Annotated in this window: 14 protein-coding genes; 5 read left to right on the top strand and 9 right to left on the bottom strand. The window is 66.3% G+C overall.

Annotated features, from left to right (window positions below):
- Positions 1 to 60: 60 nt before the first annotated feature.
- The 5 genes from edd (at position 61) to QSJ34_RS09080 (ending at position 6,487) form a co-directional block, all read left to right on the top strand.
- Positions 61 to 1,908: a phosphogluconate dehydratase gene (gene edd / locus QSJ34_RS09100; RefSeq protein ID WP_285574192.1), complete on the top strand. Its 1,848-nt coding sequence runs from the start codon at positions 61 to 63 to the stop codon at positions 1,906 to 1,908.
- Positions 1,905 to 2,537, top strand: coding sequence for a bifunctional 4-hydroxy-2-oxoglutarate aldolase/2-dehydro-3-deoxy-phosphogluconate aldolase (locus tag QSJ34_RS09095; protein WP_285574189.1), 633 nt, complete (start codon positions 1,905 to 1,907; stop codon positions 2,535 to 2,537). Before edd ends, QSJ34_RS09095 begins: the two co-directional genes overlap by 4 nt.
- Positions 2,538 to 2,566: 29 nt before the next feature.
- Positions 2,567 to 3,565 carry a type I glyceraldehyde-3-phosphate dehydrogenase gene (gap, locus tag QSJ34_RS09090; protein ID WP_285574186.1) on the top strand — a complete coding sequence of 333 codons (999 nt, stop codon included), beginning with the start codon at positions 2,567 to 2,569 and terminating at the stop codon, positions 3,563 to 3,565.
- Between the two features lie 68 nt (positions 3,566 to 3,633).
- Positions 3,634 to 4,899, top strand: a complete 1,266-nt coding sequence (locus QSJ34_RS09085; RefSeq protein ID WP_285574183.1) for a glycosyltransferase — start codon at positions 3,634 to 3,636, stop codon at positions 4,897 to 4,899.
- 115 nt (positions 4,900 to 5,014) lie between these two features.
- A complete protein-coding gene (locus QSJ34_RS09080) occupies positions 5,015 to 6,487 on the top strand; it encodes an AGE family epimerase/isomerase (RefSeq protein ID WP_285574180.1) in 1,473 nt (490 codons plus the stop codon).
- Positions 6,488 to 6,617: 130 nt separating this feature from the next.
- Here the strand turns inward: QSJ34_RS09080 and QSJ34_RS09075 are convergent, their stop codons facing one another.
- From QSJ34_RS09075 to QSJ34_RS09035, 9 genes are all read right to left on the bottom strand, one after another.
- Positions 6,618 to 8,897 (bottom strand): alpha-amylase family glycosyl hydrolase, encoded by a 2,280-nt coding sequence (locus QSJ34_RS09075; RefSeq protein ID WP_285574177.1) that lies wholly within the window; start codon positions 8,895 to 8,897, stop codon positions 6,618 to 6,620.
- Between the two features lie 15 nt (positions 8,898 to 8,912).
- Positions 8,913 to 10,565: an alpha-glucan family phosphorylase gene (glgP, locus tag QSJ34_RS09070; RefSeq protein WP_285574175.1), complete on the bottom strand. Its 1,653-nt coding sequence runs from the start codon at positions 10,563 to 10,565 to the stop codon at positions 8,913 to 8,915.
- Between the two features lie 65 nt (positions 10,566 to 10,630).
- A complete protein-coding gene (locus tag QSJ34_RS09065) occupies positions 10,631 to 12,328 on the bottom strand; it encodes an alpha-amylase family glycosyl hydrolase (RefSeq protein WP_285574172.1) in 1,698 nt (565 codons plus the stop codon).
- A 71-nt stretch (positions 12,329 to 12,399) separates the two neighbouring features.
- A complete protein-coding gene (locus QSJ34_RS09060; protein WP_285574170.1) occupies positions 12,400 to 12,831 on the bottom strand; it encodes a pullulanase-associated domain-containing protein in 432 nt (143 codons plus the stop codon).
- 52 nt (positions 12,832 to 12,883) lie between these two features.
- Complete coding sequence (gene malG, locus QSJ34_RS09055) at positions 12,884 to 13,774, bottom strand: maltose ABC transporter permease MalG (protein WP_285574168.1); 891 nt, start codon at positions 13,772 to 13,774, stop codon at positions 12,884 to 12,886.
- Positions 13,775 to 13,786: 12 nt separating this feature from the next.
- Positions 13,787 to 15,316, bottom strand: coding sequence for a maltose ABC transporter permease MalF (gene malF, locus QSJ34_RS09050; RefSeq protein WP_285574165.1), 1,530 nt, complete (start codon positions 15,314 to 15,316; stop codon positions 13,787 to 13,789).
- A gap of 70 nt (positions 15,317 to 15,386) precedes the next feature.
- Positions 15,387 to 16,583 carry a maltose/maltodextrin ABC transporter substrate-binding protein MalE gene (gene malE / locus QSJ34_RS09045; RefSeq protein ID WP_285574162.1) on the bottom strand — a complete coding sequence of 399 codons (1,197 nt, stop codon included), beginning with the start codon at positions 16,581 to 16,583 and terminating at the stop codon, positions 15,387 to 15,389.
- A gap of 57 nt (positions 16,584 to 16,640) precedes the next feature.
- Entirely contained in the window at positions 16,641 to 17,738 is a 1,098-nt protein-coding gene (locus tag QSJ34_RS09040; RefSeq protein WP_285574158.1) for an ABC transporter ATP-binding protein, read from the bottom strand.
- Between the two features lie 81 nt (positions 17,739 to 17,819).
- The gene (locus QSJ34_RS09035) at positions 17,820 to 19,490 is read right to left on the bottom strand and encodes an alpha-amylase family glycosyl hydrolase (protein WP_285574156.1); all 1,671 of its coding nucleotides are present in this window, start codon (positions 19,488 to 19,490) and stop codon (positions 17,820 to 17,822) included.
- Positions 19,491 to 19,552: the final 62 nt, after the last annotated feature.

Genomic DNA, 19,552 nt, shown 5'->3' with positions numbered 1-19,552 from the left:
GTCGCGAAGTAATAATATTACATCCGCCGAGGCGTTGCCGGGCACCAGAAGGAACATGTCATGGCCTTGAATCCCCACGTGGCTGCCATCACAGACCGCATCCGCGCGCGCAGCCGGACGAGCCGGGAGGCCTACCTGGCGCAGATCCGCGACGCCGCGTCGGCCACGCCCCACCGCTGCGAGGTCTCCTGCGCCAACCTGGCGCACACCTTTGCCGCCTCGGGCCCCGACAAGCCCGCCCTGCGCGAAGGCAAGCAGCCCAACCTCGGCATCGTGACGGCCTACAACGACATGCTCTCGGCCCACCAGCCCCTGGGCGACTACCCGGCCTGGATCAAGGAGGCAGCCCGCGCAGCCGGCGCCACGGCCCAGGTGGCCGGCGGCGTGCCCGCCATGTGCGACGGCATCACCCAGGGCCAGCCGGGCATGGAGCTCTCACTCTTCTCGCGCGATGTCATCGCCATGTCCACGGCGGTGGCCCTCTCCCACAACGTCTTCGACGCGGCCCTCTGCCTGGGCGTCTGTGACAAGATCGTGCCGGGCCTGCTCATCGGCGCCCTGCAGTTCGGGCACCTGCCCGTGATCTTCGTGCCCGGCGGCCCCATGGTCACGGGCATCTCCAACGAGGAGAAGGCCAAGGTGCGCCAGCGCGCCGCCGCGGGCCAGGCGGACCGCACGGAGCTCCTGGAGACCGAGGCCAAGTCCTATTCGGCGCCGGGCACCTGCACCTTCTACGGCACGGCCAACAGCAACCAGATGCTCATGGAGATCATGGGCCTCCACCTGCCGGGCACGGCCTTCGTGCCCGCGGGCAGCGCGCTGCGCGAGGCCCTCACGCGCCGCGCCGCCGAACGCGTCGCGGCCCTGGTGGCGGGCGGCCCCGAGTACACGCCCCTGGGCCTCGTCATCGACGAGCGGGCCATCGTCAACGGCATGGTGGGCCTGCTGGCGACGGGCGGTTCCACCAACCACACCCTGCACCTCGTGGCCATCGCGCGGGCCGCAGGCATCCAGATCGACTGGAGCGACTTCGATGCGCTCTCGGCGCAGGTGCCCCTTCTCACCCGCGTCTACCCCAATGGCCAGGCGGATGTGAACGCCTTCCACCGCGCCGGGGGCATGGGCTACCTCATCCGTGAGCTGCTGGAGGCGGGCCTGCTGCACGGCGACGTGCTGACCGTGGCCGGGCCGGGCCTGAACCCCTACACCCAAGCTCCTGAGTTGGCACCCGAGCTGGGTCCCGGCGGTCTCGTCTGGCGCGAGGCGCCCGCCACCAGCGGCGATGAGGAAGTGCTGCGCCCCGCACTGCGGCCCTTCTCTCACAACGGCGGCCTGCGCCTGCTCACGGGCAACCTGGGACGCTCGGTCATCAAGGTGTCCTCCGTGAAGCCCGAGCACCGCCACATCCTCGCCCCGGCGCGCGTCTTCGACAGCCAGGAGGCGCTGCAGGAGGCCTACCGCGCGGGCGAACTCAACCGGAACGTCGTGGCCGTCGTGCGCTTCCAGGGGCCCCGCGCCAACGGCATGCCCGAACTGCACCAGCTCACGCCGCCCCTCGCCAACCTCCAGGACCGCGGCTACCGCGTGGCCCTCGTGACGGATGGCCGCATGTCCGGCGCCTCGGGCAAGGTGCCCGCCGCCATCCACGCCTCGCCCGAGGCCCTGATGGGCGGCCCCCTCGCCAAGATCCAGAACGGCGACCTCATCGAACTGGATGCGGAGCGCGGCACCCTGGAGATCCGCGTGGATCCCGCCGAATGGGCCGTGCGCCCCCTGGCCCAGCCGCCCACCTCAAGCCAGGGACGGGGCAGCGGCCGCGAACTCTTCGGCCTCTTCCGCGCCCACGCGACCACCGCCGAGGCCGGGGCGACCTCCTTCGGATCCAGCTTCGACCGGAGCCTGTCATGAGCGCCGGGCAGCTGGAGCAGATCCTCCGCGCCTCCCCGGTGATGCCCGTCATCGCCCTGGACCGCCTCGACCAGGCCCTGCCCTTGGCCGAAGCCCTGCTGCAGGGCGGGATCTCCACGCTGGAAGTCACGCTGCGCACCCCCGTCGCCCTCGAGGCCATCCGCCTCATCAGCCGCACCTTTCCCAAGGTCCACGTGGGCGCCGGCACCGTCACCACGCCAGAGGCCCTGCGCCGGGTGGAGGACGCGGGCGCGGCCTTCGCCGTGAGCCCGGGCCTGACGGACCCCCTCGTCACCGCCGCGGCCCAGGGCGCCATCCCCCTGCTGCCGGGCGTCATGACGCCGTCTGAAGTGATGCGCGCGGTGGATGCGGGCTTCCGGTTCCTGAAGCTCTTCCCCGCCGAGCAGGCGGGCGGCCTCGCCATGCTGAAGGCCCTCGCGGGACCCTTCCGGGAGCTGCACTTCTGCCCCACGGGCGGCATCACGCCGGCCTCGGCCCCCACCTACCTTTCCCAGCCGAATGTGATCTGCGTAGGCGGATCCTGGCTGACCCCCAAGGCTTCACTGGACGCTGGCGACTGGAAGGTCATCATAGATTTGGCCCGTCAGGCCTCCGCCCTCGCCCACTGAACGACCTTTCTTTTTCTAGGAGAAGACGCATGGCGATCAAAGTCGGCATCAACGGTTTCGGCCGCATCGGACGCATGGTGTTCCGCGCGGCGGTGCAGAACTTCCAGGACATCGAGATCGTGGGCATCAACGATCTGCTCGAGCCCGAGTACCTGGCCTACATGCTTCAGTTCGACTCGGTGCACGGCCGCTTCAAGGGCACCGTCGCCGTGGAGGGCAACACCCTCATCGTGAACGGCAAGAAGATCCGCCTGACGGCCGTCAAGGATCCCGCCGAGCTCAAGTGGAACGAGGTGGGCGCAGAGATCGTCGTCGAATCCACGGGCCTCTTCCTCACGAAGGAGACCGCCGAGAAGCACCTCGCCGCGGGCGCCAAGAAGGTGATCCTGTCGGCCCCCAGCAAGGACGACACGCCCATGTTCGTCTTCGGCGTGAACGACAAGACCTACGCGGGCCAGACGATCATCTCCAACGCCTCCTGCACGACGAACTGCCTCGCGCCCGTCGCCAAGGTGCTGCACGACACCTTCGGCGTGAAGCGCGGCCTCATGACGACGGTGCACGCCACCACCGCCACCCAGAAGACCGTGGACGGCCCCAGCAATAAGGACTGGCGCGGCGGACGCGGCATCCTGGAGAACATCATCCCCAGCAGCACCGGCGCGGCCAAGGCCGTGGGCAAGGTCATCCCCGAGCTGAACAAGAAGCTCACGGGCATGTCCTTCCGCGTGCCCACGTCCGATGTCTCCGTGGTGGACCTGACCGTTGAGCTGAACAAGGAAACGACCTACGAGGCCATCTGCGCCGCCATGAAGGCCGCCTCCGAAGGCCCCATGAAGGGCATCCTCGGCTACACCGATCAGAAGGTCGTCTCGACCGACTTCCGCGGCGAAAGCTGCACCTCCGTCTTCGACGCCGAGGCCGGCATGGCCCTGGACGGCACCTTCGTGAAGGTCGTCTCCTGGTACGACAACGAGTGGGGCTACTCCAGCAAGGTGCTCGAGATGGTGCGCGTCATCGCGAAGTAGTCACCGCCTGATCTGAGGGACGTTCAACCCCTCCCTGGATCCGAGGGTCCATGGGAGGGGTTCTTCTTTTGCGCATCCTTCTCACCAACCACACCCTGGCGGGCCGCACCGGCACGGAGACCTTCATCCGCGACCTGGCCCTGGGGCTGCTGGGCCGCGGCATGCACCCCATCGTCTACTCGCCGGATCTGGGGCCCCTCGCCGAGGATCTGAGGCAGGCCACCGTGCCCGTCGTGAGCCACCTCGGCGACATCTCCGAGGCGCCGGAGATCATCCACGGGCACCATTGCGAAGAGACGGCCCGGGCCCTGCTGCGCTTTCCGAAGGCGCCAGCCCTCTTCGTCGTCCACGATTGGCACAGCTGGCACGACACGCCCCTCGCCTTTCCCCAGATCCGCCGCTTCGTGGCCGTGGATCAGACGCGGCGGGACCGCCTCGTCTTGACCCAGGGCGTTCCGCCCGAGCTCGTCACCATCCTGCCCAACACCGTGGACACGCGGCGCTTCAGCCCCAGGACGCCCCTCCCATCCAGGCCCCAGACGGCGCTGCTCTTCAGCAACTACATCCGCTCCCACGCGGACTACCGGGATCTCGAGCGGGCCTGCCAGCGCCAGGGCCTCTCCCTCAGCCTGGCGGGCGCGGGCTTCCAGCGTTCGCTGGCCCGTCCCGAAGACGAACTCGGCCGCTACGACCTCGTGTTCGGCCTGGGACGCAGCGCCATGGAGGCCATGGCCAAGGGCAACGCCGTCATCGTCTGGGGCCTGGAGGGCCTGGGCGGCTTCGTCACAGACGGGCGCTTCCAGACCTTCCTGAACTGCAATTTCGGACGGCGCCTCCTCCGACCCGCGACGCCGACGGATCTGGAGCGGGCCATCGCCGAATACGATCCCCAGGAGGCGCGCAGCGTGCAGGCGCGGGTCCGCGAGGCCTTCAGCCTCGAACACATGGTGAGCCATTACCTCGCCCTCTACGAGGAGCTGCTGGCGGAAAGCAGCGCCAAGCCCGTCCCCCTGGAGCTGACCCTGAGGGCCGCGGCGGATTACCTCGATCACTGCGTCTCGCGCCCCCAGGTCGAAAGCCTGCTGGGAAGGAAGGGCGCCAAGAGCGCGCGCCGCATCCGGCGCCTGATGGACGCCTTCGTCTACCTGGGCAGCCTGGCCGTCCTCCTCTGCGGCTGGGCCCTGCTTTCCGAGCGACAGCCCACCTGGCTGCGCGTCGCCATCCCCGCCGCCTGCGCCGCCATGATCGGCACCCTCGCCTACTTCGGCGCCCTGGTGCGGGCCCGCTCCGGCCAGTTGGGACTACTCGGTTGGCGGCGGCTGCTGCAGCTCTGAGCGGCTTCCGGGAGCCGACCTCCCGCGTTCCGCGCCGGGAACCGGAGTGGTAGGTTGGGAGCACCCCGTGCGATCCATTCCACCTTTTCGGTGCCCCGAGCCCCCGGAGCCGACGATGCTGAAACCCACGCTTTGCCTATTACTCGTGCTCTCCGGCGCCGGACTTCCGGCTCAATCTCCGGCCCCTTCCGCGCAGGCCCAGCTTCCCGCAGACCTGCCCACGGGCGAGCGCTGGCTGAAGCACTTCAACGAGGACCTGCTGCCCTTCTGGAATCAGCCGGACGCCTGGGGCCAGCCCCGGGGCGACTTCCCCACCTTCCGCTCCAACGATGGCCACGCCGTGGATTGGACGAAGCCCCCTGAAGAACTCGCCACGGCGCCGGGCTGGATCAAGGAGAACTTCGGCCGCGAGTACGTGCGCATGAAGTCCCGCCAGACCTACTTCTACGGCGTCGCCTACCACCTCACGGGCGACCCCAAGATGCTGGAGCTGGCGCGGGACGGCGCGACCTTCATCCGCAAGAAGGCCCTGGATCCGAAGACCGGTAGCGCCGTCTCCTACTGGGAGAAGGGCGAAGCCAAACCCGAGGTACTCGCGCGCACCACGCAGGATCTCGCCTACGCCGAGCTGGGCCTGGCGATGTACTACTACCTCACCCGCGACGAGGCCATGCTCCGCGACATCAAGAGGCTCAAGGCGCACATCTTCACCGAATACTGGAACCCCCAGTGGCAGGCCCTGCGCTGGGTGAAGAAGGCATCCCCCGACGGCGAGCACCTGCGCCAGGAACTGGTGGCCCAGCTGGACCAGGTCAACGCCTACATGCTGCTGCTCACGCCCATCCTGCCGGAGCGGGACCGGAAGGCGTGGACCGCGGATCTGAAGCGGCTCGCCCAGGTGATGGTGCGCGACTACCAGGACGCCGACCGCCACCTGTTCTGGGGCACCCTCCACGATCCCGCCCAGAAGAAGCTGGGCTCGCGACACACGGATTTCGGCCACAGCGCCAAGGCCTACTGGATGCTCGAGCGCATCGGCCGCCTCACCAAGGATCCGGCCCTGGTGGACCTCGCCACCACGGGTGCCCAGGCCGTGCTGAAACAGGCCTACCTGCCGGATTCAGGCACCTGGGGCTCGCGGCTTCGGCCCGATGGATCCGTGGATTCAGGCAAGGAGTGGTGGATCTACGCGGAGCTCGATCAGCTGGCCGAAACGCTGGCGCTGCGCGACCCTGCCCAGGCCATGCCCCTGCCGCGCACGGCGGACTTCTGGTTCCGCGTGATGGTGGATCATCAGGGCCACGAAGTCTGGGGTGGGGCCGGTGGCCCCGACATGCAGCCCTGGGAGGGCCCCAAGATCCATCAGTGGAAGAGCGGCTACCACTCCGCCGAGCACGCCCTCGTGGGTTACCTCACGGCCCAGGCCCTGCACGGACAGCCGGCCCATCTCTATTTCGCGCCACCCAGCGCCAAGGCCCTCCTGCGCCCCTACTTCTTCGAAGGCACCGTCGGTAGCCGCAGCAGCCAACCCCTGCCGGGCTTCCCCGGACACCAGAAGGTGGATGTGGCCTTCACGGGGCTGCAGTAGCGCCCAAAGGAATTCAATAAGCGGAGGAGAGCGGAGAGGCTGAGGAAAGCTGAGGAATCATTTTCTCCGCTTTCCTCCGCTCCTCCGCATCCCTCCGCTTGAAGCTTCCTTCCTCGCCTTACCTCAGCCCCTACTTGCGCAGGATGGCCGAGGTCAGAGGCTGGAGCGTGACGGTGCTGGCGCCGGCCGTGGTGACGACGGATACGCCCGTGGGCGCGGCGATGGGCGTGAGGCCCGCCTGGGCGCCATCCACCAGCAGGGCGGCGGCGTTCAGATCTGCGCCCACATTGAAGGACTTCGCGGTGGTGTCGGCGTTGTGCAGCACGTAGAAGGCCGTGCCGTCCGTGGCCACGGCCTTGTAGCCGAAGGCGAGGGTGCTGCTGCCGAGGCCGAAGGGATCGATGCGACTGAGGTTGGCCGCGCGCGAGGCATCCGGCAGCCGGAAGGCGTTGCTGCTCTTGCGCAGGGCTGCCAGCCCCTGCACGTAGGCGTAGAGCTTGTATCCGTTCGCCGTCGTGTCGTAGTTCGTGAAGCCACCGGCCATGGGATCGCTGGCGTAGACGTTGGACCACTTCACCAGGTTGATGGCGTCCGAGGCGTTGTAGGAGTTGTCCACGAAGGAACGGAACGAGGTCGAATTCGACTTGGTGTTGGCGTAGCCGCCCGTCGTCTCCTTGGTGCGGAACATCTCGTCGCCCGCATGAATGAAGGCCAGGCCCTGAGAGGTCAGCAGCACGGCGTAGCCCATCTTGGCTCGTTTGAGGATGTCCGCATCGCCCGCGGCGCCCTTCAGGGCCCCCGTGCCCATGGCCAGGACATCGTAGAGGCAGAGGTTGTCGTGGCAGGTGAGGTAGCTCACCACGCTGTTGGTCGATCCCGGCGCGAAGGTCGGGTTGGTGTTGGTGGGCAGGCCCGCCACGTTGGAGAAGAGGGCGGCCGGATTCTGGGGCGTGCCCGTGAGGAAGGCCGGGGCGCCGTCATTGGGATAGCCGTTCTTGAAGATCTGGCGGTAGCTGTCGGAGAACATGGCGATGTTCAGGCCGTTGAACTGGGCCGAGTTCCCCTGGTCGGCGCCCGTGATGGGGTCGCCGTTGTAGTCCGTGGTGGGGCCGGTGTAGAAGCCGTTCCAGCCCTCGCCGAGGAAGAGCGTGTTGGGATTGAGGGCCTTGGCCGCGCCGTAGGCCGCCTTGAGGGTCTGCGAATCCAGCACACCCATGAGGTCGAAGCGGAAGCCGTCCACCTTGTACTCGCCCACCCAGTGCACCACCGAATCCAGGATGAGCTTGCGCATCATCTTGGCCTCGGACTTCACGTCGCGGCTGCCCGCGCCGTTGTTGGAGCTACTGCGGTAGAAGTAGCTCTGGATGCCCGTGTCGCCCAGCACGGCGTTGTTGGCCGTGTGGTTGTAGACCACGTCCAGGATGACGCCCATGCCCTGCTTGTGGATCTCGTTGATGAGCGTCTTCAGCTCATTGATGCGCGCCGCTGCGTTGTCCGGTGCGGCCGAGTACATGCCCGTGGGCGTGAAGTAGTTCTGGGGATCGTAGCCCCAGTTGTAGTTGGCGCCCGAGGTCCTGGTGATGTCGAGTTCCCGCGTGCCGATCTTGGTCTGGTCGTAGTTGTAGTTGGCCAGGGGGCAGAGCAGCTGGACGTGGGTGACGCCCAGCTTCTGGATGTGGGGCAGCAGGTCCACCAGGCCCTTGTAGGTGCCCCAGGGATGACCTGATGAGAAACCTGTGAGGACCGGATCCACCGTGAGATCGCGCACCCCGGCCTCGTAGACGATGGCGTCGCGGTTGGAGGCGTAGGCGTAGGGCGCGGCGGTGGCTCCGTCCGGCCCCTTCATCCTCGAGCCGTCGAAGTAGTTGGCCGATCCCGCAAAAGCCCAGCCGCCGTCGGGTGCCGAGGCCCCAGGGTCGAGGATGGCGCCCTTGCCGATGCTGTCTCCAGCGATGGCGCTGCCGTTGGCATGGACCCACTGGGCCATGGACTTCGCGTAGGGATCCAGCACGTAGTCGCTGCCGATCTTGTAGACGTAGTAGGGCTGGGCTGGGACGGACATTGGCCCCGTCGTCCAAACGCCTCCCGCTCCCCGCGTGAGGGCCTGGGTGGCCGCGGGCGCGTTGAGGGCATCGTTCCAGTGGGCGTAGAGGCAGAGCGTGACGCCGCTGGCATTGGCGTTCCAGTAGTTGAAGGTGACCTGGCCGCCACTGAAGAGAACGCCCAACGGGTTGCTCGGCACCTTGAAGTAGGCCGCATCCGCCGTCGGCGTGGCGTTGGGATCGTTGTCGATGGCCAGGGCCGGCGGGGGCGGCGCCGACGCGGAAGATCCTCCGCCACCACAGCCGCAGAACAGCACCAGGCCTGAAGCAAACAGGGGGGCAAGCAGGGAGGCGGGGCGGCGGGTCATGGGAGCTCCGATCGGCTAGCGGGTGGTGCGCCGGTACATCCGGCTGTAGTACTCGTCGAGCATGCGCTGCATGCCGAAGGCGTCGCGGGTGCTCTGGATGGAGGCCACCATCATGTCCATCCAGGCCTCGCGGCGCTCGTAGTAGGTGGGCAGCACCTCGTCGGCCAGCACCTTCTTGAAGGCCTTGAAGTCGTGCTTGTCCAGCACGGCCTCGTCCTCGCTCTCGAAGCCGTCGCCGAACTGCCAGCCGTTCACGCCGTGATTGCAGGCCTCGGGCCACCAGCCGTCGAGGATGGAGAGGTTCAGCACGCCGTTCATGGCGGCCTTCATGCCCGACGTGCCCGAGGCCTCCTTGGGGCGGCGCGGGTTGTTCAGCCACACGTCCGAGCCGCGGGTCAGCATGCGGCCGATCTCCATGTCGTAGTTCTCCAGGAACACGACGCTGTTCGGATACTTCTGGGTCATCTCCAGGATGTTCTCGACGATCTTCTTGCCGTTGTCATCCAGCGGATGGGCCTTGCCGGAGAACACGATCTGGAGCTTGCCGCTCTTGAGCAGGGGCTCGATGAACTTGCGGTCCGTGAAGATGAAGTTCGACCGCTTGTAGGGCGCCGCGCGGCGGGAGAAGCCGATGAGCAGCTTGTCGGCGTCGAGCTTCACGCCCGTGCGACCCTCCACGAAGGTGATGAGCTTCTTCTTGTTGTCCATGTGCGCCTTCCACAGCGCCTCCTTGGCCTTCTTCGAGCCGTCGCAGGCGGCGGACAGATCGAGCATGCGTTGGTCCACCCAAGTGGGCCGGTGGATGGCGTTGGTGATGCCGATGATCTCGCAGCGGCCCTCCACCTTCTTCCACATGCTGTTGGCCGTGACGCGGTGAAGATCCGCCACTGCATTGGCGATGCGCGACATCCGCAGGGCGCCCACCGTCATGTTGAAGGGGCTACCGCCGAGCTGCTTGAGCTGGGCCTTGCTGATGCCGAGGTTGGCGCCCATGTAGAGGAAGCGGTCGATGGGGTGGGATTCGTTGCCCTGCACGATGGGCGTATGGGTGGTGAAGACCACCTCGTCGCGCGTCTTGGCCAGGGCCGCCTCGAAGGTGGCGCCCTTGGCCATGCGCTGGTGGATGAGCTCGAAGCCCGCGAAGAGGGCATGCCCTTCGTTGAAGTGGTAGACCTCGGGCTTGATGCGCAGGGCCTGCAGGGCCCGCACGCCGCCGATGCCGAGCACCATCTCCTGGGCGACGCGCTCCTCGCCGAACCAGCCGTAGAGCTGGCCCGTGATCCAGCGGGATTCGCCGTCGTTCTCCTCGATGTCGGTATCGAGCAGATAGAGGGAATCCACGCCGAAGCTGTTCACGCGCCAGACCTTGATCTTCACGGGCTTGCCCTTGATCTCGATCTCGACGATCACGCCCGTGTCTTCCAGGAACTCATGGTTGCCGTTCTTGTAGGCGTCGTAGACCTTGCCGGACTGTGCGTCCACCATCTGCTCGCCGTAGCCCTGCTTCCAACGGATGCCGATGCCCACCATGGGGTAGCCGTGATCCTTCACGCCCTTCAGGTAGTCGCCGGCCAGGATGCCGAGGCCCCCCGCATAGATCTTGAAGGGGCTGTCGAGGGCGTACTCCATGCAGAAATACGCGACCCGGGAAAGTTTCTTGGTGGCCATGCGGGCTCCTTCGTCATGCATCAAAGCTGTGCGCTGCGCCGTCCAGTCGGACGGGGATGATTCCATCAATGGGTTTCGACCTGCACGCGTTCGAGCAGGACCGTTTGTTCGGCCTGGAGGGCGACCTTGCCGCCCACCACCTTGGCCGTGCGGCCCGTGTAGGCATCGAGCACGGTCTGGCCCTCTTCGAAGACGCCAGCCACGGGGAGGCTGACGGCGCCCTTGGCGCCGAGGGCTACCACCACACGGTCGCCGCTGGCGGGCTCCACGCGGCTGAAGGTGTAGGGGGCGTCGCCCAGTTGCTTGTGCTCGCCGGTAGCGAGGGCGCGATGGCGGGCGCGGAAGCGGCCCAGCTTGCGCCAGTGGGCGAGCACCTTCGCATCGGGACTGGCCCAGTTCATGTCCGAGCGCGTCGCCTGCTGCGGGTCCGTGCGAGGCACCACGCCCAGGGGCCGGGCCGTTTCGTCGCCGTAGAAGATCTGCACGCCGCCCGGGGCCAGCAGCAGGGCCGAGCCGCCCTCGATGAGCCGCTCGCGTTCGAAGAGCTCCGTATCGTGCGAAGAAAGGTAGTTCAGCATGTGGACGGGCCGGCCGGCCTGCTCCTTGGCGTAGCCACGGAACAGCTTCTCGGGCTTGGCGTAGTCGCCCTCCTGTTGCTGGAAATCGAAGTTGATCATGGCGTCGAAGCCGAAGCCCGTGAGCTTGTGCTTGGCGGGGCCCGCGCCCCAGTACTCGCCGACCATCCAGAAGGGCGCGTCGTCCACCTTGCGGGTGGGGTTCTTGGCCTTGAACTCCGCCAGGGCCTTCGCGGCCTCGGCCTTCAGGGCGGCCCAGGCCGCGGGTTCCACGTGCTTCACCGTGTCACAGCGGAAGCCGTCGACGCCGAACTCGCGCACCCAGTCCGTCAGCCACTTGATGAGATAGCCGCGCACCGTGGTGTTGGGTAGGTCCACGGCCTTGGTGTCGGCCTTCTCTTTCAGGAATTTGGGGAGCTTCACCGCCTCCGTGCTTTCCGTGCGGAAGTCCGGCAGGTAGGCCAGCTGCATGGTGAGGTCGTCGCGGCCGCCGTCCATGTAGCCCGGCAGGCCCGCGCGCACCCAGGGGCGGCCCCACCAGTCGCCGAACTTCTCGGAGTTGTAGTCGATGAAGTTGTGGTAATTCCGCAGCAGGTTCGAATCCTTCTCCCAGTCCGGCCACAGCACGTCGATCTTCATGTCCTTGGCGGTCTGGATATCCAGGTAGCCAGGGTGGTTCATGACGATGTCGAAGAGGATGCGGATGCCCTGGGCGTGGGCCGTGTCGACCAGCTCGCGCAGCTCCTCGGGGGTGCCCATGTTCTTATCGAGCACGGTGTAATCCAGGGCGTAGTAGCCGTGGTAGGCGTAGTGCTTGAACTCCTTCTGGCCGCCCTGCACCCAGCCGTGGATCTGCTCGTAGGGCGCGGTGATCCAGAGGGCATTGACGCCCAGATCCCTGAACCAGCCTTCTTTCAGCTTCAGCGTGAGGCCCTTCAGATCGCCGCCATGGAAGGTGCCCACGTCATCTTTCGGCGTCTTCTCCCGATGCCGCCCGTAGCTTTCATCGTTGGCCGGATTGCCGTTGTAGAAGCGGTCCGTCACGACGAAGTAGACGATGGGGTTTTCCGCGAAGGTGCCGGGGATGGCCACGGGTGTCTGAGCGAACACGGGCAGCACGACCGCGGCCATCCCCGCCACCAGAACCAGGGCACGAACGGAAGTTGTCAGGAGTCGATCAAGGGCCATGGAAACACTCCGCAGGGCAGGCCAAAACTATGGGCACATCAGGGGCAGGTGCCCCTGATGTGCCGCTGAAACTATTTCTTGCAGACGTGATCCTTCATCGCGTCTTCCTTGGAGAAGTAGATGGCGCGATCGTTGTTCACCACCCAGATGGCCTTGTGGGCGCGGCCGTCGAAGGCCATGTCCTTGGCGCCCTGCTCCTTGATGTCGCCCTTGTGGATGATGTAGTTCACCTGGGACTTGGAGCCCGTGTTGAACTCCTCCAGGTCCACGTGCCAGTAGACGCCGAAATCATTCTTGCCCGTCGGCATCATGGGATTGGGCCACTCGATATCGGGCAGCGGCATGTTGGGGCTCTTCCAGAGGTGCACGCCCCACTTGGTGTAGTTGCCGTCGCAACGGTGGTAGTTGATCTCGATCTTGCCCGCGGGGGGCTCGGCGAGAAGGGGAGTGAAGGCCAGGGCGATCACGGCGATCGCCTTGAGGAGGCTAGAGCGGAGGCTCATGCATGACTCCTTGGGGGAAGGGAGGGCCGGGGCCCTCGGGGTGGGGGAGAGGTCAGCCCTTGTTGGCGCCGGAGGTAAGGCCGGAGATCATCCAGCGCTGGGCGAGGATGAAGACGATGGAGATGGGCAGGCCCGAGAGGATGGCGGCCGCCGCGAAGTCGCCCCAGAGGTACTTCTGGGCGTAGAGGAACTGCTTCATGCCCGCGGCCATCGTGAGCTTGTCCTGGCTGCGCAGCAGGACCGAGGCCTGGGGGTATTCGATGATGGCGCCGATGAAGGCGAGCAGGAAAATGACCATGAGGATGGGCAGGGACATGGGCAGGAGTACCCGCCAGAAGGCCTGCCAGGGCGTGGCCCCATCGACCGTGGCGGCCTCTTCGATCTCGCCGGGGATGGTTTCGTAGAAGCCCTTGATGGTCCAGATATGCAGGGCGATGCCGCCGGAATAGGCCAGCACCAGGGCCCAGTGGCTATCGACGCCGAAGAGCGGGAAGACGTGGCCGATGCGGGAGAAGATGGCGTGGATGGCGATGAGGGCCAGCACCGTGGGGAACATCTGCATGAGCATCAGGCCCAGCAGCGCGGCCTTCTTCCCGGCGAACTTCATGCGCGCAAACGCATAGGCCGCCGTGGTGGAGAGGAAGAGCGCCACCGTGGCCGAGATGGTGGCCACCTTCACGGAATTCCAGAGCCAGAGCAGCACGGGCAGGTCGGGCTTGATCATCTGCCCGTCGGGGCCCATGGAGGGGATGCCCAGGGCGAAGCGCCAGTGCTCGAGGCTGATGGTCTCGGGGATCAGCTTGCCCGTGGCGAAGTTGCCGGGCCGTAGCGAGATGGAGATCACCATGAGCAGGGGGAAGATCACCAGTGCGCAAAGCACGATGAGGAAGAGGTGGGCCGCGAAGACGCGCCAGCGCTGGGATTTGTCGATGACGATGGCCATGGTTGCCTCCTCTCAGCGTTTGTCGTCTTGGGTGATCTTCGTGGCCCGGATCTGCACGATGGAAATCACCGCCACCATGAGAAAGATCAGTGTGGAGATGGCCGCGGCGAGGCCGAACTGCTGGCCCTCACCCTCAAACGCGATGCGGTAGGTGAAGGTGGCGAGGATGTCCGTGGTGCCCGCTGACAAGCTGGTGTTGAGGATGTCCGGCCGCCCGCCCGTGAGCAGGCTGATGAGTACGAAGTTGTTGAAGTTGAACGCGAAGGACGAGATCAGGAGCGGCGTCATCGGCTTGATGATCAGCGGCACGGTGATCTTGAAGAAGTTCGTGATGGGCCCCGCGCCCGCCACCGCCGAGGCCTCGTAGAGGTCCTGCGGGATCGCCTTGATGAGGCCCATGCAGACCACCATCATGTAGGGGAAACCCAGCCAGGTGTTGACGATGAGGATCATCGTCTTGGCGAGGAAGGGATCCGAGAACCAGGCCGGCTTGATGCCGAACAGCGAGCTAAGGACGATGTTGATCTCGCCCAGGTTGTTGTTGAAGAGCCCCTTGAACACGAGGATGGAGATGAAGCCCGGGATGGCGTAGGGCAGGAAGAGCAGCAGGCGGTACACGCTGCGGAAGCGCAGGGATTCCCAGTTCAGGAGCACGGCGAGCAGCATGCCAAGGCTGGTGGCGAAGACCACCGTCAGGGCCGCGAAAGTGATCGTCCAGATGAAGATCTGGCCGAAGGGTTCCCGCACGCCCGGATCCTTGAGGATGTCCACGTAGTGCTTCCAGCCGATGTCCACCTGGAAGCCCGGCTGCACCTGTTCCCCGTCGGAGGTTTCATAGAAGCCGCTCTTCAGGTTGGGACGGATGACGCTGTGATCCTGGTTGTTGGTGAGGCTGCCATCGGGGTTGCGCGCGTACTGCAGGCGCGAGGGCGCGAACTCCCGCAGGCCCGTCATGCGGACCAGGGCGCCGTCCGGCATCTGCACGGTGATCGCCTTCAGAGCCGCCTGCCGGTCGATGAGATCCTTCATCGCCATTTCCTCGCCGGGAAGCGACGCGGGAGAGGGGCTGGCCTTCAGGGTCAGGTGCTTTTCGGCGCTGAGGTCGAGGGGATCCGTCGCGAAGGCCGCGCCGCTGTCCGCGTCCTCCAGCCGGAGGCGCCAGCGGCTGCCCTCGGGATACAGGCTCGAGTTGTAGGTGGCGCCCTCGGCGCGGTAGGTCTCCTCCAGCAGGTACTGGGTGGCGCGCTTGAAGGTGAGCAGGTTCTTGGAGCTGTAGTTCGTGAACCCGATGCGCACGGTGTAGAGCATGGGGAAGACGACGAAGATCAGCGCCGCGCCGATGCCCGGGAAGAGGTAGCGGTAGGCGTAGGTCTTCGGCGAGGTGTAGATCCATACGAAGCAGGCCAGGGTCACCAGCATCACGCAGGCCAGCAGGCTTTCGCCCGTGGCGTAGACGAGGGTGACGATGTAGAGCCCCGCCAGGCCCAGGAGGATCATCAGGGCGGGGTGGAGGAATCGCTTCAGGGCCTGGGGCATCGACATGGGGTGTTCCAGCTTCGAGGTCAAATCAGCTCCAGAAGCGGGCCGGGCCCGCTTCTGGAGAGGGGAACGACTACTTCAGGATCCGCTTGGCGGCGGCGTCCAGAGCTTCCTTGGGGGTCTGCCGGCCTTCGGTCATGTTGTTCAGCGCCGAGACCATGGCGGCCCAGAAGCGGCCCATCTGCGGGTTGTTGGGCATGACGACGCCGTCCTTGGCGCTGGCCATCGATACCTGGATGAAGGGATCGGCCTTCATCTTGGCGAAGGCGGCCTTGCTGGCGGGCGTGCCGATGGCCACGTCGGCGTTGATGGTCTCCAGGCCCTTGAGGCTCAGCATGTTGTTCTCGATGAACTCGCGGGCGATGTCGACGTTGCCCACGCTGGAGGCCGCCTTGGTGATCATGGCGCCCAGGTAGCCCACGAAGGGCGAAGCGGCCTTGCCGCCCACGCTGGGGATCTTGGCCACGCCGAAGTTGATCTTGGCCTTCTTGAGGTTGTCCCAGGCCCAGGGGCCGCTGATCATCATGGCCAGCTTGCCCTGGGCCATGTTGGACTCCATGTCGGCGTAGGTGGCGCCCTTGGGCATCACCCCTTCCTTCACGAGGCGGGTGAGCATCTCGGCGCCCTTGAGGGCCCCGGCGTTGTTCACGCCCGTATCCTTGGGATCGTAGGTGCCGTCGGCCTTCATCTTGAAGGCGTAGCCGCCGTTGGCCGCCAGCATGGGCATGGTGAAGTAGGTGTTGGTGTAGTCCCAGAGGATGGCCTTCTTGCCCTTGGCCACCAGGGCCTTGTCCAGGGCGAAGATCTCTTCGAAGGTTTTCGGCGGCGTCTTCACCAGGTTCTTGTTGTAGATGAGTGAGACCGCTTCGATGGCCACGGGGTAGGCCCAGACCTTGCCCTTGATGGTGAAGGCCTGCCAGGCGCTGGGCTCGATGTCGTCCTTGATCTTCTTGCCGGGGTTGATGGCGTTGATGACGCCGCTCTCGGCCCACTCGCCCACGCGGTCGTGCGCCCACATCCAGATGTCGGGGCCCTTGCCTTCTTCGGCGGCCTGCTGGAACTTGCCGGGCGCGTCTTCGGGATGCTCGACGATGACCTTGATGCCCGTCTTCTTGGTGAACTCGTCGCCCACCTTCTGCAGGCCGTTGTAGCCCTTGTCGCCGTTGATCCAGATGAGCAGCTTGCCCTTTTCGGCGGCCTGCATCGAAACGCCGGCGACGAGGGTCAGGGCCGCGGCGGTCACCAGCTTGCGGAGGTTGGATGAAGTCATGGTGTCTCCTTGGTTGGATGGCGGCCCGAGGGCCCCCTGATGAGGAAGTGGTGCGGATCAGGACGTGCGGGGAAGGGTCCGGTCGTCGGGACCGAAGAGGTAGCCGTGTTCCGGCGGGAAGCTCAGGTGGGCCGGGTCGCCCATGCCGAGCCGGTTTTCGGGCAGCGCCTTCACCGTCAGCGATTCGGGCGACCCCGGCGATTCCACGTAGAGGAAGACCGTATCGCCCAGGTGCTCGGCCACGCGGACCGCCGTGCGGGCGCGGCCTTCGCCGGCCTCGCTGCCGGCCAGGAGGTGCTCGGGGCGGATGCCCAGCGTGAGCGCGGCGCCGTCGCCGAGCCCGCGAGCGTCCGCAGATACGGTCACCGGGGTGCCATCCTTCAGGCGCACGGTGGCCAGGCGCTCCGTGGCCGACACCAGCGTGCAGGGCAGGAAGTTCATCTTGGGCGAGCCCATGAAGCCCGCCACGAAGCGGTTGGCGGGTCGGTGGTAGAGCTCCAGCGGCGCGCCCACCTGTTCGATTCGGCCCTGGTTGATGACGACGATGCGGTTGGCCAGGGTCATGGCCTCCACCTGGTCGTGGGTCACGTAGATCATGGTGGTGCGCAGGTCCGCGTGCAGGCGAGCCAGCTCGACGCGCATCTGCACGCGCAGGCCCGCGTCGAGGTTGGAGAGGGGCTCGTCGAAGAGGAAGACGCCGGGCTTGCGCACGATGGCCCTGCCGATCGCCACGCGCTGGCGCTGCCCCCCAGACAGCGCCTTCGGGCGGCGATCGAGCAGGGATTCGATCTGGAGGATCTGGGCGGCGCGCTGGACGGCCGCGGCGATCTCCGTTTTCGAATGGCCGGCCAGCTTCAGACCGAAGGCCATGTTCTCGGCCACAGTCATGTGGGGATAGAGCGCGTAGCTCTGGAACACCATGGCGATGCCGCGCTTGGAAGGCGGCACCTCGTTCACTTGCTGGCCGCCGATGAACAGCTCGCCCTCGCTGATCTCCTCCAGACCCGCGATGCAGCGGAGCAGGGTGGACTTTCCGCAGCCCGAGGGCCCCACGAACACGACGAATTCGCCGTCCTGGATCTCGAGGTCGATCCCATGGAGGATCTCCACATCACCAAAGGATTTGCGCAGGGCTTTGAATTGAAGGTTGGCCATGGGATGAGTCCGACGAAAGCAGAAGAGGGTGGTGCTTGAGGGATAGGTCCGCGGAGCGGGTGGTGCAAGGTCAGGGCAGAGTCAGGGCAGGTCGCCGTGCAGGGTGGTCTGGAAGCCCGTGCCCGCCACGTAGAGCACGCGCACGCCGTAAGCCGGGAGACAGGTGGCGGTGTAGGTATCGCCGGAGAGGGCATCCTGGCCCTTCAGGTCGCCGAGGATGGCCTGCACGGGGCCGCCCGCGGGCACGCCCTGGCCGGTCAATCCGGACACGGTGATGGTCTGACTGACCGCGCTGAGGTTGGCCACCACGAGCACGCGCTCGGTGCCCGCGTTCCGCAGGTAGGCGAGGGCCTTCGTGGGCCCCAGGTCCGTGCTCAGGGTGGTGTAGCCGCCCCGCAGCGCGGGATAGGCCCTGCGGGCCTGGATCAGGTAGCGGCACCAGCTGAGGATGGAATCCGGCTGGCTGGTTTGCGTCGCCACGGCGGCCCAGTCCATGGGCTGGCGCAGGTTGAGGTCCGTTCCCGACTGGCCGGTCATGCCGACCTCGTTCCCGTAGTAGAGGATGGGCGTGCCGGGCGAAAGCAGGGTGAGGGCCTCGGCCAGGATGATCTTCGCCTTGGCGCCGCCGTACTGGGTGCCGGGCCGCGAGATCAGGTTGTCGTGGTTCGAATCGAAGGTGGCTGACCGCGTGCCCGCCGGGTAGGTCCTCTGTTCGAACTCCCAGAGCGAGCTCACCTGGGTGGCATCGCCCTTGGTGATGGCGTTGGCGATGGCCCACGGCGCGCTGAAATCCAGGCACATGTGGAATTCGTTGGCGCCGTTGCCGTAGTAGGGCGTCACGCCGGAGGCGTCGTTGGTCCAGGCCTCGGCGATCATGGCCTTGGCGCTGTGCTTGGCCGCGTCACCGCCGGGGTGCGGATGCAGGTCGCCGGTGCTGTACTCGTCCAGGAGGCTTCGGAAAGCCTGCAACCGGGTGTGCGTGTCCGGCTGATCCGCCTGCTGGCCCGGGCCCGATTCGCAGAGGTAGCGCGCGGCATCCACGCGCATGCCGTCGAAGCCGCGGTCCAGCCAATAGGCCTGCACCTTGCGCATCTCCGCCTGCACCGCCGGATTGTAGAAGTTCAAATCCGCCAGGCTGTCCGTGGCGAAGGAGGTGTAGAAATAGGCTCCGCCATTGGGTTTCCAGACATCCTGCGAAGAGCCGCCGCCCCAGGGCAGGCCCCAGCCGGCGGGTTGGGCGCCCTTCCAGACGTACCAGTCGTTCCGGGTGGATCCCTGGGTGAACCAGGGATGCTGGGTCGACGTGTGGTTCGGCACGAAGTCGAAGAGGATCCGCATGCCGCGGCCATGCACGGCGTCGATGAGCGCCCTCAGATCCGCGCGAGTGCCGAAGCGGTCGTTGATGGCGTAGTAGTCCGTCGTGTCGTAGCCGTGCATGTTGTCGCCCTTGTAGGCGCACTCGAAGATCGGCGACAGCCACAGGGTGTTCACGCCCAGGGACTGGAGGTAGTCCAGCTTGGACTGGATGCCAGGCAAGTCGCCGATGCCGTCCTGGTAGACGCCATCGGCGAAGGCCTTCACCCAGATGTGGTAGATCACGGCATCCCCGTACCAGCCCGGCGCGCTTTCCAGCTGCTGGCCCGGCTCGATGGTCGTGGTGTCCACCGGGTAGCGGCTGTGGGCGTCCGAGTTGGGCCCTTGGCAGGCCAGCCCTGCCAGGAGCAGGGCGACTGCGGTCAGAACGGGGCGCATCCTCACATCCATTCCTTTCTTGAATCGGGCAGGAAACGGCCCGTCCAAAGACGGGCCGTTTC

This window comes from Geothrix limicola, from assembly GCF_030268085.1.
GTDB lineage: Bacteria > Acidobacteriota > Holophagae > Holophagales > Holophagaceae > Geothrix > Geothrix limicola.
The sequence above is the reverse complement of the archived record's forward strand: the minus strand, read 5'-3'. Positions and strand labels throughout refer to the sequence as shown.